The sequence below is a fragment of the Ramlibacter sp. genome, from assembly GCF_029866045.1.
Taxonomy (GTDB): Bacteria; Pseudomonadota; Gammaproteobacteria; order Burkholderiales; family Burkholderiaceae_C; genus Ramlibacter.
In genome coordinates this window covers 1-14,330 of record NZ_JARXAB010000019.1, presented here as the reverse complement: position 1 = coordinate 14,330, position 14,330 = coordinate 1, and the positions used below count along the sequence as shown (strand labels likewise).

General features: G+C 65.0%; 14 protein-coding genes and 1 pseudogene. 5 read left to right on the top strand and 10 right to left on the bottom strand.

What is annotated here, in order from left to right; all coding sequences use genetic code 11:
• Together QE494_RS01465 and QE494_RS01460 are read right to left on the bottom strand one after the other, a co-directional pair.
• Nucleotides 1-444: pseudogene (locus tag QE494_RS01465) on the bottom strand (electron transfer flavoprotein subunit beta/FixA family protein); the annotation flags it as partial.
• A 161-nt stretch (nt 445-605) separates the two neighbouring features.
• A complete protein-coding gene (locus tag QE494_RS01460; RefSeq protein ID WP_300040764.1) occupies nt 606-1,874 on the bottom strand; it encodes a mechanosensitive ion channel family protein in 1,269 nt (422 codons plus the stop codon).
• 269 nt (nt 1,875-2,143) lie between these two features.
• On the opposite strand from QE494_RS01460, the gene mltB reads away from it, so the two are divergent.
• Complete coding sequence (gene mltB / locus QE494_RS01455; RefSeq protein ID WP_300040762.1) at nt 2,144-3,451, top strand: lytic murein transglycosylase B; 1,308 nt, start codon at nt 2,144-2,146, stop codon at nt 3,449-3,451.
• On the opposite strand, the gene QE494_RS01450 is transcribed toward mltB, so the two are convergent.
• Genes QE494_RS01450 through QE494_RS01435 form a run of 4 tightly spaced genes read right to left on the bottom strand, consistent with a single transcriptional unit; the run spans nt 3,445 to nt 7,327 of the window.
• Nucleotides 3,445-4,506, bottom strand: a complete 1,062-nt coding sequence (locus QE494_RS01450; RefSeq protein ID WP_300040760.1) for a MaoC family dehydratase — start codon at nt 4,504-4,506, stop codon at nt 3,445-3,447. The genes mltB and QE494_RS01450 overlap by 7 nt on opposite strands.
• A 24-nt stretch (nt 4,507-4,530) precedes the next feature.
• Complete coding sequence (locus QE494_RS01445) at nt 4,531-5,391, bottom strand: CoA ester lyase (RefSeq protein WP_300040758.1); 861 nt, start codon at nt 5,389-5,391, stop codon at nt 4,531-4,533.
• Nucleotides 5,388-6,137, bottom strand: coding sequence for a GntR family transcriptional regulator (locus QE494_RS01440; RefSeq protein WP_300040756.1), 750 nt, complete (start codon nt 6,135-6,137; stop codon nt 5,388-5,390). Before QE494_RS01440 ends, QE494_RS01445 begins: the two co-directional genes overlap by 4 nt.
• Complete coding sequence (locus QE494_RS01435; RefSeq protein ID WP_300040754.1) at nt 6,137-7,327, bottom strand: CaiB/BaiF CoA-transferase family protein; 1,191 nt, start codon at nt 7,325-7,327, stop codon at nt 6,137-6,139. Before QE494_RS01435 ends, QE494_RS01440 begins: the two co-directional genes overlap by 1 nt.
• Before the next feature lie 69 nt (nt 7,328-7,396).
• Here QE494_RS01435 and QE494_RS01430 point away from each other — a divergent pair, with 69 nt between their 5' ends.
• Entirely contained in the window at nt 7,397-8,404 is a 1,008-nt protein-coding gene (locus tag QE494_RS01430; protein ID WP_300040752.1) for a tripartite tricarboxylate transporter substrate binding protein, read from the top strand.
• On the opposite strand, the gene QE494_RS01425 is transcribed toward QE494_RS01430, so the two are convergent.
• Genes QE494_RS01425 through QE494_RS01415 form a run of 3 tightly spaced genes read right to left on the bottom strand, consistent with a single transcriptional unit; the run spans nt 8,373 to nt 11,216 of the window.
• Complete coding sequence (locus QE494_RS01425; RefSeq protein ID WP_336619418.1) at nt 8,373-9,614, bottom strand: MFS transporter; 1,242 nt, start codon at nt 9,612-9,614, stop codon at nt 8,373-8,375. The two genes, QE494_RS01430 and QE494_RS01425, sit on opposite strands and share 32 nt — an antisense overlap.
• Nucleotides 9,611-10,720 carry a chorismate synthase gene (gene aroC / locus QE494_RS01420; RefSeq protein ID WP_300040750.1) on the bottom strand — a complete coding sequence of 370 codons (1,110 nt, stop codon included), beginning with the start codon at nt 10,718-10,720 and terminating at the stop codon, nt 9,611-9,613. The genes QE494_RS01425 and aroC overlap by 4 nt, the downstream gene beginning before the upstream one ends.
• Before the next feature lie 31 nt (nt 10,721-10,751).
• Nucleotides 10,752-11,216, bottom strand: a complete 465-nt coding sequence (locus QE494_RS01415) for a CBS domain-containing protein (RefSeq protein ID WP_300040748.1) — start codon at nt 11,214-11,216, stop codon at nt 10,752-10,754.
• An 82-nt stretch (nt 11,217-11,298) separates the two neighbouring features.
• Here QE494_RS01415 and QE494_RS01410 point away from each other — a divergent pair, with 82 nt between their 5' ends.
• On the top strand, nt 11,299-12,123 hold the full coding sequence (locus QE494_RS01410; protein ID WP_300040746.1) for an alpha/beta fold hydrolase: 825 nt from the start codon (nt 11,299-11,301) through the stop codon (nt 12,121-12,123).
• 33 nt (nt 12,124-12,156) lie between these two features.
• Here the strand turns inward: QE494_RS01410 and QE494_RS01405 are convergent, their stop codons facing one another.
• Complete coding sequence (locus QE494_RS01405) at nt 12,157-13,365, bottom strand: YihY family inner membrane protein (protein ID WP_300040744.1); 1,209 nt, start codon at nt 13,363-13,365, stop codon at nt 12,157-12,159.
• A gap of 24 nt (nt 13,366-13,389) precedes the next feature.
• Here QE494_RS01405 and QE494_RS01400 point away from each other — a divergent pair, with 24 nt between their 5' ends.
• Together QE494_RS01400 and QE494_RS01395 are read left to right on the top strand one after the other, a co-directional pair.
• The gene (locus tag QE494_RS01400) at nt 13,390-13,827 is read left to right on the top strand and encodes a DUF2069 domain-containing protein (RefSeq protein ID WP_300040742.1); all 438 of its coding nucleotides are present in this window, start codon (nt 13,390-13,392) and stop codon (nt 13,825-13,827) included.
• On the top strand, nt 13,824-14,330 hold a 507-nt coding region (locus QE494_RS01395; RefSeq protein ID WP_300040740.1), incomplete at its 3' end, for an FAD-binding oxidoreductase. The genes QE494_RS01400 and QE494_RS01395, both read left to right, overlap by 4 nt.

Here is a 14,330-nt window from a genome sequence, read left to right as displayed (position 1 = left end):
GATCTCCACCTTGGAGGCAAAGGTCGCCTGGGGCATGTCGGCCAAGGCAGCGAGCATCTGACCGGTCTGGTTGCAGTCGTCGTCGATGGCCTGTTTACCCAGGATCACCAGTTGCGGTTGCTCCTTGTCCACCAGGGCCTTCAGAAGCTTGGCCACCGCCAGGGGCTGCAGCTCTTGATCGGTGAGCACCAGAATGCCGCGATCCGCGCCAATGGCCATGGCGGTGCGCAGGGTCTCCTGGCAGGCCTGGGGGCCGCAAGAGACAGCGATCACCTCGGTGACCACGCCCTTTTCCTTCAAACGAACCGCCTCTTCGACGGCGATCTCGTCAAAGGGGTTCATGCTCATTTTGACGTTGGCGATGTCCACGCCCGTGTTGTCCGACTTGACCCGGACCTTCACGTTGTAGTCCACCACCCGCTTGACTGCGACCAATGCCTTCATTTCGGGGAGCTCCTGATGCCTGGGGAGGCTGCTTCTAATTGACGTCTACGTAAAGCGCTGAATTGTAGGCCGCCCATGGGCTCAGACCGTCCGCACAAGGACATTTGCCACTGGAGTCCGACGCGCAAATCACGCAAAAAGAACGATCGTTCTTTTTTTGATTATAGAGGGCTCGGCGGTCGGTTTTGGCCCTCTGCGGTGTGGATGCGCACAACACGTTGAGGATAGGGAATCTCAATGCCCGCAGCGCGCAGGCCGGTCAGCATCGCAATGTGAACATCGGAGCGCACCGCTGGCTGCCCGCGGGACGGGTCCTCGATCCAGTAGGACAGGTGAAACTCCAGCCCGTCGGCACCGAGGCGCTCTAGCCGCGCCGCAGGCGCAGGTTCGCGAAGCACTCGTGGGACGGACAGAGCCGCGTCGACCAAGATGCGCTGCACCTGGGCCACGTCGCTGTCGTAGCCCACGGTCACGTCCGACAACTGCAACACCAACGAGTCCGCCAGCGACAGGTTCTCGATCCGTTCGGTGATGACTTTCTCGTTGGGCACGATGGACTCGCGTCCGTTGGGTGCGCGAATCAGGGTGTAGCGGGTTTTGATGTCCACCACCTCGCCCTCAAAGCCGTCGACCCTGACCGTGTCGCCAATGCGCAAGCTGCGCTCAAAGAGGATGACAAAGCCGCTCACGTAGTTGGCGGCGAGCTTTTGCAGGCCGAACCCCAGGCCAACACCGAGCGCGCCCCCGAGGACCGATAACGCGGTGAGGTCAACGCCAACCGCCGACAGTGCCAGCAACAGGCCCAGCACGAGCAGAGCCGCGCGAATCGTATTGGCCGCCACCTTGCGCAGCGACAGGTCGTCGACCGCCTGCCGCAGTACGCGGCGCTCGAGGACTGCCGATACCCACAGGGCGAGCACCAGCACCACGCCAGCCGAGAGCAGCCCCTCGCCCAGGTTCAGGAGGCTGACTTTGGATTTGCCGAAGCTCAAGTGAATGGCATCGAACTCCTGGGCGATTGCCGGCCACAGGCCGGTGATCCAGGCGACCGCGAGGAGCCACACCAACCAGGAAAACAAGCGCTCGACGAGACGGGCGCTGCCGGAGGCGGGGAACACCAAGGTCAGAACCCGCGCGAGCAACCGAATGCCGGCGAGCGACAGCAGGATGGGAATCGCTACTTTGAGCAGCAAGGTCGCCCGGCCCTGACCCATCGCCAGCGCACCGCCAAAGACAAGCGCCAGACTGAGCACCGGAAACAACAGGCCGTCGACGATGCCACGACCGAACCAGACCGAGTCCGGCTCGGCGCGCCGGCCGGCAAGGCGACACAGGCCGTAGGCCAGCCCCAGCGCCAGGGCCAAGACGCCAAGCTCTCGCAGAATTTCCGGCCGGGACAGGGCTTGGATCAGTGCGTCGAAATCGGTCATGGCGAGTGCCTTGGGGATCGGATCAGAGAGATGATTTCACAGGTCAGCCCGAGTACAGGCCATCACGCGCCCAAGCGAGGCTCGTGTTCTGCGACTGGCTCACGAATCAGCTTAACACCATGACCGACGGCGCCCGGGCGCAACCGCACCGCAACCGCACCGTAACCGCACCCTTGGGCGCTGGCGCCGACGACCGGGCTCCGCCAACACGCTCACCCTTCGCGTGGGTTGGGGGGCCGCGCGTACGCGCCCTGCGCCACAATCATGCAATGCCGCCCTATTGCCATCGTGCCCCGTTAGCCGCGCTTCTCACTCGCCTGCGCCCAATCGCTGCCCTCGCTTACGCCGCCATCGCCTGCGCCACCCCGATGCCGTCGCACAGCCAAACTGGCGAGAACCCGGCACCGCAAGCGCTGCCGAGCGCGCCGGTCAAGCCAGCCCGCAAGGCCGATGCTGCCTCCGGCCCGCAGGATGCCCAGCAACCTGCGCGGAAAAATGGTCAGAAGGCCGGGCAAAGCGCCAAGCCCAAAGCCGCAGCGAAGCCCTCCGCAAAATCCACCGCCAAGTCAGACCGTCCTGCGGGCCCTGCCGCAGCCGCCAGCGGTGTCCCCTACACCGGTCGTGATGATGCGATGCAATGGGCCGGCGAGATGGCGCAGCGCCAGGCCATCGACCCTGCCTGGACCAAACGGATGTTGGGCCAGGCCCGCCTGCAGCCGACCGTGGTGCGGCTGATCCAGCCGCCCGCGCCCGGCGCGCGCAAGAACTGGGCAGCCTATCGGGCGCGCTTCATCGATGGGCGCCGCATCAGCGCCGGCCTGCGTTTCTGGGAGCAGCACCGGGCCGCGTTCGAGCGCGCCGAGCGCGAGTTCGGGGTGTCGGCGGACATCATCGCGAGCATCATTGGCGTCGAGACGCTTTACGGCCAGCATATGGGTCAGTTCCGGGTGCTGGATGCGCTGGCCACCCTCTCGTTTGACCATCCGCCTGAGCACCCCCGCCTGGCCGAGCGAGTGGCCTTCTTCCGCGGTGAACTCGAGCAATTCTTGGCCCTGGCCCACCGCAGCGGCGGCGACCCGCAACTGCCGCTAGGCAGCTTTGCCGGTGCCATGGGGCTGCCGCAATTCATGCCCTCAAGCTGGATTCGCTGGGGAGTGGATTTCGACGGCGACGGCCGCGTCGACCTGCGCAACAGCCCCGCCGACGCGATCGGCTCGGTGGCCAATTATTTCAAGGTGCATGGCTGGCAGCCGGGGCTGCCCACCCATTTCCCGGTGGCATTCGACACTGCCCGTGTGGACATGGACACCCTGCTCGCACCGGACATCCTGCCCACCTTCTCCGCGAGCCGCTTCCAGGCCCTTGGCGCGTTGATCGAAGGCCCGGCTATCAGTCACCCCGGTCAATTGGCCCTGGTAGAGCTGCAAAACGGCGAAGCGCCCAACAGCTACGTCGCGGGAACCGAAAACTTCTACGCCATCACCCGCTACAACCAGTCGAGCTATTACGCCATGGCGGTGATTGATCTGGCACGGGCGCTGCGCGAGGCAAGGCCGACCAAGCCTGCGACTCAGTAGCCTGCCAGCAGGTACGGTGAGGGTGAGCTGGCCTTATAGACCAAGAGGTTTCGCACATAGCCCAAGACCAGGCGCTGGGCACTGTCGAAGGACTCTGTCCTCACAGTGAGGATGCCCTCGTTGGGGCGAGAGCTTGATAGCCGCGTCTCCAGCACGGTCGACTGCGAGCGCAGCGTGTCGCCCGCCTCCAAGTCCCGATGCATCTGGACATCGGTCCATCCCAGGTTGGCCACTACCCGGCCAAAGGTGCGCGTGGTCATGGCGGTGGCGACCGACAGCACCCAGGCTTGCGGCAGGCGCACCTGAGGCCACCCTTGAGAATCAGCCCAGGCCATGTCGTGGTAGTCAGGGCTCCAGTTCATGCTGCGCCAGGCTTTGGTCATACCCTCCTGGGCGGTGAGGGTACGGCGGGGCCAATGGAGAAAGGTCTCGCCCGGCTGGAACTGCTCAAAGAACAAGCCTGTCTGCTCCACATGGCGGCCCTGGTCGTCGATGCGGTGCGAGCGGAAGCGCTCGTCCTCTACGGCCTGAAGTTCGCTCACATGCGGGGGCGATTGCACCGGGCCGCAGCCGCGCTTGTAAACACGTGCCCAATAGGTGACCTTGGCAACGACCTTGCCCTTTTCGTTGAAGACTTGGCCCAGCACCTGGACCTCGCCGGTCTCGCTCTCGCCATCTTCCCGCTTCAAGAGAACTTCCGATTCGGCGTAGAGCGTGTCGCCTCCGAACACGGGCGAGGTCATGGCAATCGAGTCGAAACGGGTGACGCGCTGGCGACGGGCAAATGTCTTGGAGGACAGCCCCATCAAGGCTTGGAGCGTGATCGTGCTGACCACGAGCGGGAGTTTCCAAGACGTTTGCGCCGAGTAGTGGGCATCGTAGTGAATCATCGCCGCGTTGACGGTGTCCAGCGATTCCATGGCGTTGTCCTGCTGGCTCACAGTCACGCCCGGACGATGGACGAAGCGCTGGCCCACAGCGAAGTCTTCGAAATCCAGACCGAAACGCTCCAAGAGATGACCCTCTGGGGTCCGTGAATAAGCAAAGAAACTCATCGTCGTCTCCGTCCAGTCAATTTCTCAAACGCCAGCGCGCGCCAGGATACGTCGGGCAGACTGAACCACCGGCTCGTCGACCATGCGTCCGTCAACCACGCAGACCTGCCCCTGCCCTCGTGCAGCGGCCTCGACAATGAGGCGTGCCGACGCAATCTGGCTATCGCTGGGCGTGAAGCATTCGCGTGTTGGGCCTACCTGCCTAGGATGAATCGCAAATTTGCCGGTGAACCCCATGGCCTTGGCACGCAGGGCTTGTGCGCGCAAGCCCTCCTCGTCGTTCAGGTCGAGATGGGGCACATCCAGCAGTGCCACGCGACCCAATGCCGCCGCGTGGGCCACGCGACCCCGGGCGTACAGCATGGCCTCCCAGCTCATCTCGCACCCCATGTCCGCGGACAGGTCGGCGGCGCCGAACCCCAGCCCCGCAACGGCCGGGTGACGGGCAATGCGCTCGACCTGCTCCAAACCCACGGCGGTCTCGATCAGCGCGAGCAGAGGGGGCAGTGGCGCGGAGAACGTCGCCCACTTGTCCACGCAGGCCGTGATGTCGTCCGGCGACTCGACCTTCGGCAGCACGAGGAGATCAGGCCCCTGGTGGACGCGCAGGGCCAGGCCCAGCGCTGCTTCGTCGGCTTCGAAAAAGGGGCTTTGACGCGCATTCAGGCGCAGACAATGCAAGGGCGTGCCGGGGGAACGTGTCCGCGTCGCTCCCTGACGCAACCAGGTGAAGACAGCATCGCGCGCCGCGTCTTTTTCGAACACGGACACCGCATCTTCTAGATCCAAGATGATGCCGTCGGCTCCACTGGCGAGCGCCTTTTCGAATCGGGCTGGCTGGTTGCCCGGCACGAAAAGCAGGGTAGAAATCCGGTCAAGTGTCATCCTGGGCTTCCTTCAAGCGTGCTCCGCTGCATGCGTAGCCGGTAAACATAACGGTCGCTCGGGTACAGGTTGACCGAGTAGATGAGCGTGTTGCCCTTCGCGTCCTGATGCCAGCGCTGCACCCGCATGGCGGCATCCCCTCGCTTGGCCTCGAGCAGCCTGGCTTGAGCGGCCGAGAGCTTGGCGACCTCAAACTGCTGCTCGATGGCGTGCAGCGTCACACCAAACACCTTTTCCAACTTGAGAATGACCGAACCGGCAAACCCGGGCAGGTGCTCCAGGATGGATTGGTGTGTTGGCAAAAAGTGCAGGTCGGACAAGCAGATGGGTTGACCCTGCGGGTCCAGTCTGAGCCCGCGGACGCACAGCCGCCGGCTCGCGCCCACGAGAGTCCCGGCGGGATCCTGATCGGCGGACAAATCCACCCAGAAGTGCTCGATCACCTCGAAGTGTGTGGACTCGGTGAACTGCAGCACCGACTCGACGGATTCACTGGTGTGAACAAACCGGGCAGGCGAATGGCGACGCAGGACGCGGGTCCCCACGCCTGGCTGGCGACGCACCAGCCCTTTCTCACTCAGGGTGCTCATAGCAGCGCGGACGGTGATCCGGCTGACACCATAGTGATCACACAGTTGCGCCTCGGTAGGCACGGCCTCGCCCACAGCCAGCCTCCCGCTTTCGATCGCCTGCATCAAGTCCCGGGCGACCTGCTGGTACTTGGGGGCAGCGTCGATCGCGGTCATTAGATGACGTCTTGCTCCCGCAGCCGGCGGATATCGGCCTCGGAGAGGCCGGCCTGCTTCAAAACATCGTCGGTGTGCGCACCCAGCGCTGGTGCGCTTGCCACCGCTTGCCTGCCCTCGTAGCGAATCGGTGGGGTGACGTAGCGGAACTCGCTCCCACCCGGTAGCGGCGTGCTCTCCAGCCTTCCGTTCTGAGTGACCCAAGGCGTTTGCAAGGCCTGGGCCACATCGAGGATGGGAGAGGCCGGGACTCGCCCCTGGAAAAGTTGCATCCACTCGGCGGTGCTATGGGGCTGAAGGGCTTCGTCGATCAGGTCCGTCAACAGATCCCGGTGCTCAAGGCGCTCCTTGAAGGTCAGAAAGCGCGGATCCTGGATCCAGGCGTGCCGGTCGGTGAGTTCGCACAGCGAGCGCCAGAACTTCTCCTTGTTGCACATGAGATAAATCCAGCCGTCGCCCGTCCGGTAGGTCTGGCAAGGGGTGAGCGAGGCGTGTGAGGAGCGCGGGAGCCGGGTGGTGGTGATGCCGTTGTTCAGGAACCAGCCACCTTGGTAATTGAGGTTGTAAAGCGCCAGGTCAAACAGGCTCACATCAACGTCACGGCCCAGGCCCGTCTCCCGCGAGGACATCACGGCAGCCAGCAAGGCCATGCTCAGTACGGCACCCGTCATCAGATCGACCAGAGACAGGCCCGCGCGAGCTGGCGCGCTGCCGGGCTCTCCGGTGAGCGAGAAGTAACCAGCCTCCGCCTGCATCAGAAAGTCGTACCCCGGCCAGTGCGCACGCTCGCCCTCACGCCCGTACCCCGTGAGGTGGGCGCACACGATGCGCGGATGCCGGGCAGCCAGCTGGCGATAGGTGAGCCCCAGCTTTTCAGGGACATCACCGCGCAAATTGCTCATGACGGCATCGCAGCTGGCGAGCAATCGCTCCAGGACTTCACGCCCCGAGGGCTTTTCTAGATCCAGGGTGATGCTTTTTTTGCCCCGGTTGAGGCCCTGAAAAAAGACACTGCGCGCGCTCGGGTCGGCGTCCTCAAGCCAGGCCGGACCGACCGTACGGCCGACGTCCCCTCCCTGACTCCTGTTCTCGACCTTGATCACCTCAGCCCCCATATCGACCAGGAACTGAGTCCCGAAAGGGCCGGCCCCGTACTGTTCGACCGCAAGGACGCGAAGGCTTTTCAACATGATCTTTTCATCCTATCATAATGTCATAACAAATATGGGCAGCCCGCCCCTTCACCCAGGAGACATCAAATGATTTCCCGTCGTAAATCGCTGCAGTGGCTCACCGCCGTCTCGGCAATCGCAGGCCTCGCCGCTCTTGTGGCGGCGCCCAGCGCGAACGCGCAGGCCTTCCCCACCAAGCCGGTGCGACTAGTCGTCCCCTTCCCTCCTGGCAATGCCAGCGACGTGGCTGCGCGCGTGCTCGCCGACAAGCTGGCACAGCGAATCGGGCAGCCGGTGGTTGTTGAAAACAAGGCGGGCGCAGCCGGCGCCCTGGGGGCCGAGTTCGTCGCCAAGGCGGCACCAGACGGCCATACGCTCATGATCACATCGCTCTCCCCGATCGTGATCAGTCCGCATATTGCCAAGACCCTGCCCTATGACGCGCTCAAGGACTTTGTTCCAGTCGCCCGGGTTGGCTACACGGGCATGATCCTGGTGGTTCCGACCAGCTTCCCGGTCAATACCGTTCCCGAGCTCATTGCCTACGCCAAGAACAACCCGGGCAAACTGAGCTACGCCTCTGTGGGTGCTGGCACGCTCTCCATGCTCACGATGGAGGTGTTCAAGAAGTCCACCCAGCTCGACATCCTTCACGTTCCGTATAAGGGCAGCGCGCAAGCCATGACGGACCTCATTGGCGGGACCATCCCGCTTATGTTTGACGGCATGACCTCCTCTTACAGCCACGTCAAGGCGGGCAAACTGAAGGCGCTGGCGATTTCTGCCGGCAAGCGCTCTGAACTCGCCCCCGAAATCCCGACGCTGCGTGACACGGGCATCAGCAGCTTGCTGGACGTGAGCGTGGACGGCTGGACAGGCATCTTCGCGCCAACCGGCACCTCCCCCGCGGTGGTGGCGTACTTGAACCAGGAGATCAACAAGGTGATCGAGGATGCAGACTTCAAGCGCCGCGCCAACGCGCAAAGCCTAGACGTCTACGCACCCGCCACGCCGGCTCAGTTCCAAGAGTATGTGCGGTCCGAACACACCCGTTGGGGCAATGTTATTCGGCCGCTAAAGCTCGAGTCGAACTAAGCGCGCTACGCCGTTCCAGCACTCGTAATCGCCAGGCACTGGCGGTCGCAGCCAGCGCCAGCAAAGTGGCGGCGGCAAAAAGGCCGGTATAGCCCATCACCTCCACCAAGCTGCCGCCCGCCACCACACCGATCACCCCACCGAGCCCGTAGCCGGCGGCGGTGAACAGTGCCTGCCCACGAGCGCGCAGGCTGCCTGAGAAATGGCGGGTCACCATGGCCACGCAGGCGGTGTGGTGCCCGGCAAAGGTGAGCGCGTGCAGTAACTGGCCGATGACCAGCGCGGGCCACCAGTCGGCAAGGCCGCCGGTGAGTGCCATCCGTATCACGGTGGCCCAGGCACACACCAGCAACCACCAGGACATGGGCCGGCTGCCGATGAACTTGCCCTGCCAAAAGAACCAGGCGATTTCGGCCAGCACCGACAGCGCCCACAGCGCGCCGATCACCGTCTTGCTGTAGCCCCGGTCGTCCAGGAACAGAGACAGGTAGGCATAGATGGCCATGTGCGCCATCACATGGAAAAAGAGGGCCACGAAGAACCAGACCACCACCGGCTGGCGCAGCACCGGAGCAATCGGCGCATGAATGCGCGCACCAGCGGCCGGCTGGTCATGGAACCTGGGCAGCCAGAAGGTGCAAGCAGCGACGCCCACCAGGGTGGCAACTGCCCACCCCGGGAAATGGTGCATGCCAAAACGCTCGAACCAGGCGCCGGCGACGAATACGGTGACCAGAAAACCTGCCGAGCCCCAGAGCCGGACCCGTCCGTAGCGCCCCCAATCACCTGCCACCACATGGGCCATGGCGGCTTCGGTGAGACCCATCATCGAGCTGGTGAGTACGAACAGCACGAACAGCACCACGGCCATCCAGGCGACGCCACCGTCGACAAACAGCCCCATGGAGGTGACTGCGGCCGTCACCGCGCTGAAGCGAAGCAGTTGCACACGCTGTCCGGTGCGGTCACTGATCAGGCCCCAGATATAGGGCGCAAAAACGCGGGTGAAGGGCTGCGCCGCCACCACCAAGCTGATCACCAGCAGGGGCAACCCCAGATCCTTGAGCCAGAGCGTGAGGTAAGGGTTGAAGAACCCGATGTGCGCGAAGTACGCGCCCGACAAGGCGGCGAAGGGAATCAGGGTCCGCAGGGACCTGTCGGCAGAGTCCATGCCCGGCGCGGGAGCCGACTCGGGCGTGGGCTGGGTCATCCGACCTGGGCAGGACGATGTCCAGGAATGGGTGGCAGCGGCGGGCGCACGTCGGCGTTTTGCGCCCGGTGGCGCAGGGCATGGTCCATCACCACCAGGGCGAGCATGGCCTCGGCGATGGGCGTGGCGCGGATACCGACACAGGGGTCGTGGCGGCCCTTGGTCACCACCTCCAACGGCTGGCCGTCAATGTCGATGGAGTCGCGCGGGCTGATGATGGAACTGGTGGGCTTGATCGCGATCGACACCTCGAGGTCTTGTCCGGTGCTGATGCCGCCCAGCACCCCGCCGGCGTTGTTGCTCGCAAAACCTTGCGGCGTGAGCGAGTCGCCATGGGTCGTTCCGCGTTGGGTCACGCTGCCGAAGCCGGCACCGATTTCGACCCCCTTGACCGCGTTGATACCCATCATCGCGTAGGCGATGTCGGCGTCGAGCTTGTCAAAGAGCGGCGCGCCCAGGCCGGTCGGCATGCCCTGAGCCACCAGGCGAATACGCGCCCCGCAAGAGTCGCCCGACTTGCGCAGGGCGTCCATATAGGCCTCGAGGTGGGCCACGTCGGCCACCGGCGCGAAGAAGGGGTTGTTCGGGACATGGTCCCAGTGCTCGAAGGGGATCGCCACCTCGCCAACCTGCTGCATGCAGCCGAGAAAACGGGTGCCGTGTTTTTGTAAAAGCCATTTCTTGGCCACAGCGCCGGCTGCCACCATGGGGGCGGTCATGCGGGCCGAGGACCGGCCGCCGCCGCGCGGGTCGCGCAGGCCGTACTTCTGTGCGTAGGTGTAGTCCGCGTGGCCGGGGCGGAAAGTGCGGGCGATGTCCGCGTAGTCCTTGCTGCGCTGGTCGGTGTTGCGAATCAACAGGCAGATCGGGGTGCCAGTGGTCTTGCCCTCGTACACGCCCGAGAGAATCTCGACCTGATCGGGCTCCTTACGCTGGGTGACATGGCGGCTGGTGCCGGGGCGGCGGCGATCCAGGTCAGGCTGAATGTCCGCCTCGGACAGTTCCATCCCAGGCGGGCAGCCGTCAATCACGCAGCCAATAGCCGGGCCGTGGGATTCACCGAAGTTGGTGACCGCGAACAGGGTGCCGAAGGTGTTGCCGCTCATGCAGCGATTATCCCAGAGGGCGAGAGCGCCCTCAGAGCTGGGCGGTCGGCTGGCTGTCCTCGGTGCTGGGCCAGTCGCGGATGTAGGCCTTGAGCATGCGATTTTCGAAGTTCTGGCTGTCCACCACCGTCTTGGCGACGTCGTAGAAGCTGATCACGCCCATGAGCATTCGGCTGTCCATCACCGGCAGGTAGCGGGCGTGGCGATCGAGCATCATGCGGCGCACCTCGTCGAGCTCGGTCTCGTTGGTGCAGGTGAGGGGATGGTCGTCCATTGCCGAGCGGATCAGGGTGCTGCCCAGACTGCCTCCATTGCGCACGATGGACTGGATGACCTCCCGGAAGGTGAGCATGCCCACCAGGTCGCCGTGCTCCATGACCACCAAGGAACCGATGTCCTTCTCGGCCATCAGCGTGACGGCCTGCGCCAGTGGCTCGTCGGGGCCGACGGTGTACAGGGTGTTGCCCTTGACGCGAAGAATATCGCTGACTTTCATGGGGAGCCTCCGGGGAGAGGTGGTGAGGGTCCGAGTGAATATAGCCCACAATGCCGCGCACAACCATCTCCCCGCGCTCGCCATGAAGCTCGACGTCCTCGGCCACACCACCTTTTGTCACACCGGCAACCACGCTCTCGAGCGCGGTCGCCCGACCATCGTGCTGATGCATGGCGTGCTCAACGCGCACCTCGTATGGCTGGCACAGGCCAAGGCACTGACCGCGCAGGGCTGGAACGTGCTGGCGCCCGACCTGCCCGGCCACCTGGGCAGCGGGGGCACGCCGCCAGCCAGCGTGGAGGCGGCCGCTGACTTCCTGCTGGGGTTGCTGGACGCTGCGGGCGTAGAGCAGGCGGTGCTGGCTGGCCACAGCTTTGGCTCGCTGGCCGCACTGGAGGCCGCCGCGCGCGCGCCTGAGCGGGTATCGCACCTGGTCCTGATTGGCACTGCCTATCCGATGAAGGTCTCACCTTCGCTGCTGGCCGCATCGCTCGAACAGACCCAGGAGGCCATCGATCGGGTGGCGCGCTACTCACACTCGCGTGAGGCGGTGCAGGCCGCACAGCAGGCTCGGCCGCAGGCGCCGTCGCCTGTCGACCTCACCCGCACCCTGATGCAGCAGGTGCAGGCCAGCAACCCGCAGACGCCGCTGATGCACATTGGCTTCCAGGCCTGCAACCAATACCTGGGCGGCGAGGTGGCCATGGAAAAAGTGCTTTGCCCCACTCTCTTCCTTCTGGGTCGTCAGGACGTGATGACGCCGCCCGAGGCCGTCGCCACGCTGCAGACCCGCGCCGGCAGGGGCCAGACCGCCCTGATCGACAGTGGCCATGCGCTCATGAGTGACAACCCCGACGGGATGATGGCGGCGCTGCGTGATTTCCTGCCGGTAGCGCCAGCGCGCTGACCGACCGGTACCAACGCAAGCCCAAAAGCCTTTTCAGGCAGGCGGCGCCAGCGCCTCGCCCAGCGTGAGACCGTCCATCCGCTGCCGGATGCGGCCGGCCACGACGTCGGCAGGCAGCAGCAGCCGATCGGCCAGCGGCGCCAGTGGCACTTGGCCAGGCTCGACCAGCAACACCAGCCGAGCCGGCTGATGCGGCTGGTCTTCGTCCAGACGCGCCACCCAACCGATCTCCATCAGCGCCTCCATCACCGGCTCGAGCCGCAGATGGTCCACCTGCATCGACCGCGCCAGCCGGGTGAGGGCCATGCCGCCCTGGCCCTCTGCGCGAGCCTGCGCAAGCGCGCGCAGGGCCTCGAGCGCGAGTTGGAATCGCCAGCCCGGACCATGGGGCTGGCGCACCGGACCGGCCAACAGCCGAGGCAGGTGGGCCGCCAGTACCGCCCCCAGCAAGATGACCACCCACACCATGTAGATCCAGACCAGCAAGATGGGAACGGTGGCAAATGCGCCATACACCATCGAGTAAGTGGGCACTGCACTGAGATAAACCGCCAGCAACCTGCGGGCCACCTCAATGCCCAGGGTGGCCAGCAACGCACCGGCCCAGGCATGGGCCCGTTGCACCGGTGTGTTGGGCACATAACGGTACAAGGCTGCCAGGCACCCCATGAGCAGCAGGAACTCGAGCAGGTCCAACACCAGCAACACAAGATCTGGCAGCGCCTGCACCAGGCCCCGTGACGCGGAAAGCACATAAGAGCTCAGGCTAAGGGAGCCTGCAAGCACCAGAGGGCCCAGGGTGATCACCGCCCAGTAGACCAGCACCCGCTGGCCCAGCGGCCGTGCCTGGCGCACCCGCCAGATGGCGTTGAGCGTGCGGTCGATCGTCAGCACCAGGGACAAGGCCGTGACCGACAGAAAGACGATGCCGAAGGCCCCCAGGCGGCTGGCCTTGATGGAAAACTGCGTCAAATAGCCTAGCACCTGGCGGGAAATGGCGTCGGGCACCAAACTTTGCACCAGCCAAGCTTGGACCGCGCCCTGGAACTTGCCGAAAACCGGGAAAGCGGTGAACAGGGCCAACACCACAGTGAAAAAGGGCACCAGGGCGATGGTGGTGGTGAAGGTAAGACTGCCAGCGGAGACGCCCAAGCGGTCTTGCACCCAGCGATCGCGCAGGGAGCGCAAGGCGTCTCGCCAGGGGAAGCGAACCAGGCTCTCAAGCAGGGTGTGGACTTTCATCGGCCGCTATGATGCCACCGACCCATGAATACACCCACCGACCCGACCCCAGCCGACCGGCCTGCCGCGGCCTCCCCCAGGCCCACTCTCCCGCCCGTCGTGGTTTGGAGCCAACGGCTGGCCGTTGGCAGCTTGCTGGGGCTGATCGTCCTCTCAGTCGCCTGGGAGTTGTGGCTGGCCCCAATCCGACCGGGCGGCAGCTGGCTGGTTCTCAAGGCGCTGCCTCTGTGCATCCCGCTGGCAGGGCTGCTGCGAAACCGGCTCTACACCTTCCGCTGGGTCAGCTTAGTGATCTGGCTTTACTTCATCGAAGGCGTGGTGCGTGCCTGGGGAGACCCCGCACCCGCGTCCTGGCTGGCCGGGGTGGAAATCGCCCTGTGCCTGGTTCTTTTTGCCGCCTGCGCGGTTTACGTCCGCCTGCGCCTGGCAGCCGCGCGGCGCTTGCCTGAGCCTGCCGAATGAGCGACGCCGCCCTGCGCACCGACCTGCTGCAACGCCTGGTTGGCATCGTCGGAGCGGCCCACGTGCTGCATGAGGGCGACCTCAGCGCCTGGGAACAAGACTGGCGCAAGCGCGCTCGGGGTAAGGCCCTGGCCGTGGTCCGGCCGGGCAGCACCGCCGAGGTTGCGGCGGTGGTGCGCGCCTGCGTAGCGGCGGGCACTGCGCTCGTGCCCCAGGGTGGCAACACAGGCCTGGTGGTCGGTGGCATTCCGGATGATTCAGGCACCCAAGTGGTCTTGAGCCTGCAGCGAATGAACCGGGTGCGCGAGCTCGACGCCGACAACCTGGCGGTCACGGTAGAAGCCGGCTGCGTGCTGCAACACCTGCAGCAGGTGGCACAGGACGCCGGCTTGCTGTTCCCCTTAAGTCTGGCGGCCGAGGGCAGTTGCACCCTCGGCGGCAACCTCGCCACCAACGCCGGCGGCACACAGGTGCTCCGCTACGGCAACACCCGCGACCTGTGC

Excerpts from the sequence above, each read along its gene's own strand:
- QE494_RS01450 (WP_300040760.1), bottom strand. The coding sequence starts at position 4,506 with ATGAGTTTCTTTGCTTATTCACGGACCCCAGAGGGTCATCTCTTGGAG.
- QE494_RS01430 (WP_300040752.1), top strand. The coding sequence starts at position 7,397 with ATGATTTCCCGTCGTAAATCGCTGCAGTGGCTCACCGCCGTCTCGGCA.
- QE494_RS01405 (WP_300040744.1), bottom strand. The coding sequence starts at position 13,365 with ATGAAAGTCCACACCCTGCTTGAGAGCCTGGTTCGCTTCCCCTGGCGA.
- QE494_RS01460 (WP_300040764.1), bottom strand. The coding sequence starts at position 1,874 with ATGACCGATTTCGACGCACTGATCCAAGCCCTGTCCCGGCCGGAAATT.
- QE494_RS01415 (WP_300040748.1), bottom strand. The coding sequence starts at position 11,216 with ATGAAAGTCAGCGATATTCTTCGCGTCAAGGGCAACACCCTGTACACC.
- QE494_RS01425 (WP_336619418.1), bottom strand. The coding sequence starts at position 9,614 with ATGACCCAGCCCACGCCCGAGTCGGCTCCCGCGCCGGGCATGGACTCT.
- QE494_RS01400 (WP_300040742.1), top strand. The coding sequence starts at position 13,390 with ATGAATACACCCACCGACCCGACCCCAGCCGACCGGCCTGCCGCGGCC.
- QE494_RS01435 (WP_300040754.1), bottom strand. The coding sequence starts at position 7,327 with ATGTTGAAAAGCCTTCGCGTCCTTGCGGTCGAACAGTACGGGGCCGGC.
- QE494_RS01445 (WP_300040758.1), bottom strand. The coding sequence starts at position 5,391 with ATGACACTTGACCGGATTTCTACCCTGCTTTTCGTGCCGGGCAACCAG.
- QE494_RS01410 (WP_300040746.1), top strand. The coding sequence starts at position 11,299 with ATGAAGCTCGACGTCCTCGGCCACACCACCTTTTGTCACACCGGCAAC.
- QE494_RS01440 (WP_300040756.1), bottom strand. The coding sequence starts at position 6,137 with ATGACCGCGATCGACGCTGCCCCCAAGTACCAGCAGGTCGCCCGGGAC.
- aroC (WP_300040750.1), bottom strand. The coding sequence starts at position 10,720 with ATGAGCGGCAACACCTTCGGCACCCTGTTCGCGGTCACCAACTTCGGT.
- mltB (WP_300040762.1), top strand. The coding sequence starts at position 2,144 with ATGCCGCCCTATTGCCATCGTGCCCCGTTAGCCGCGCTTCTCACTCGC.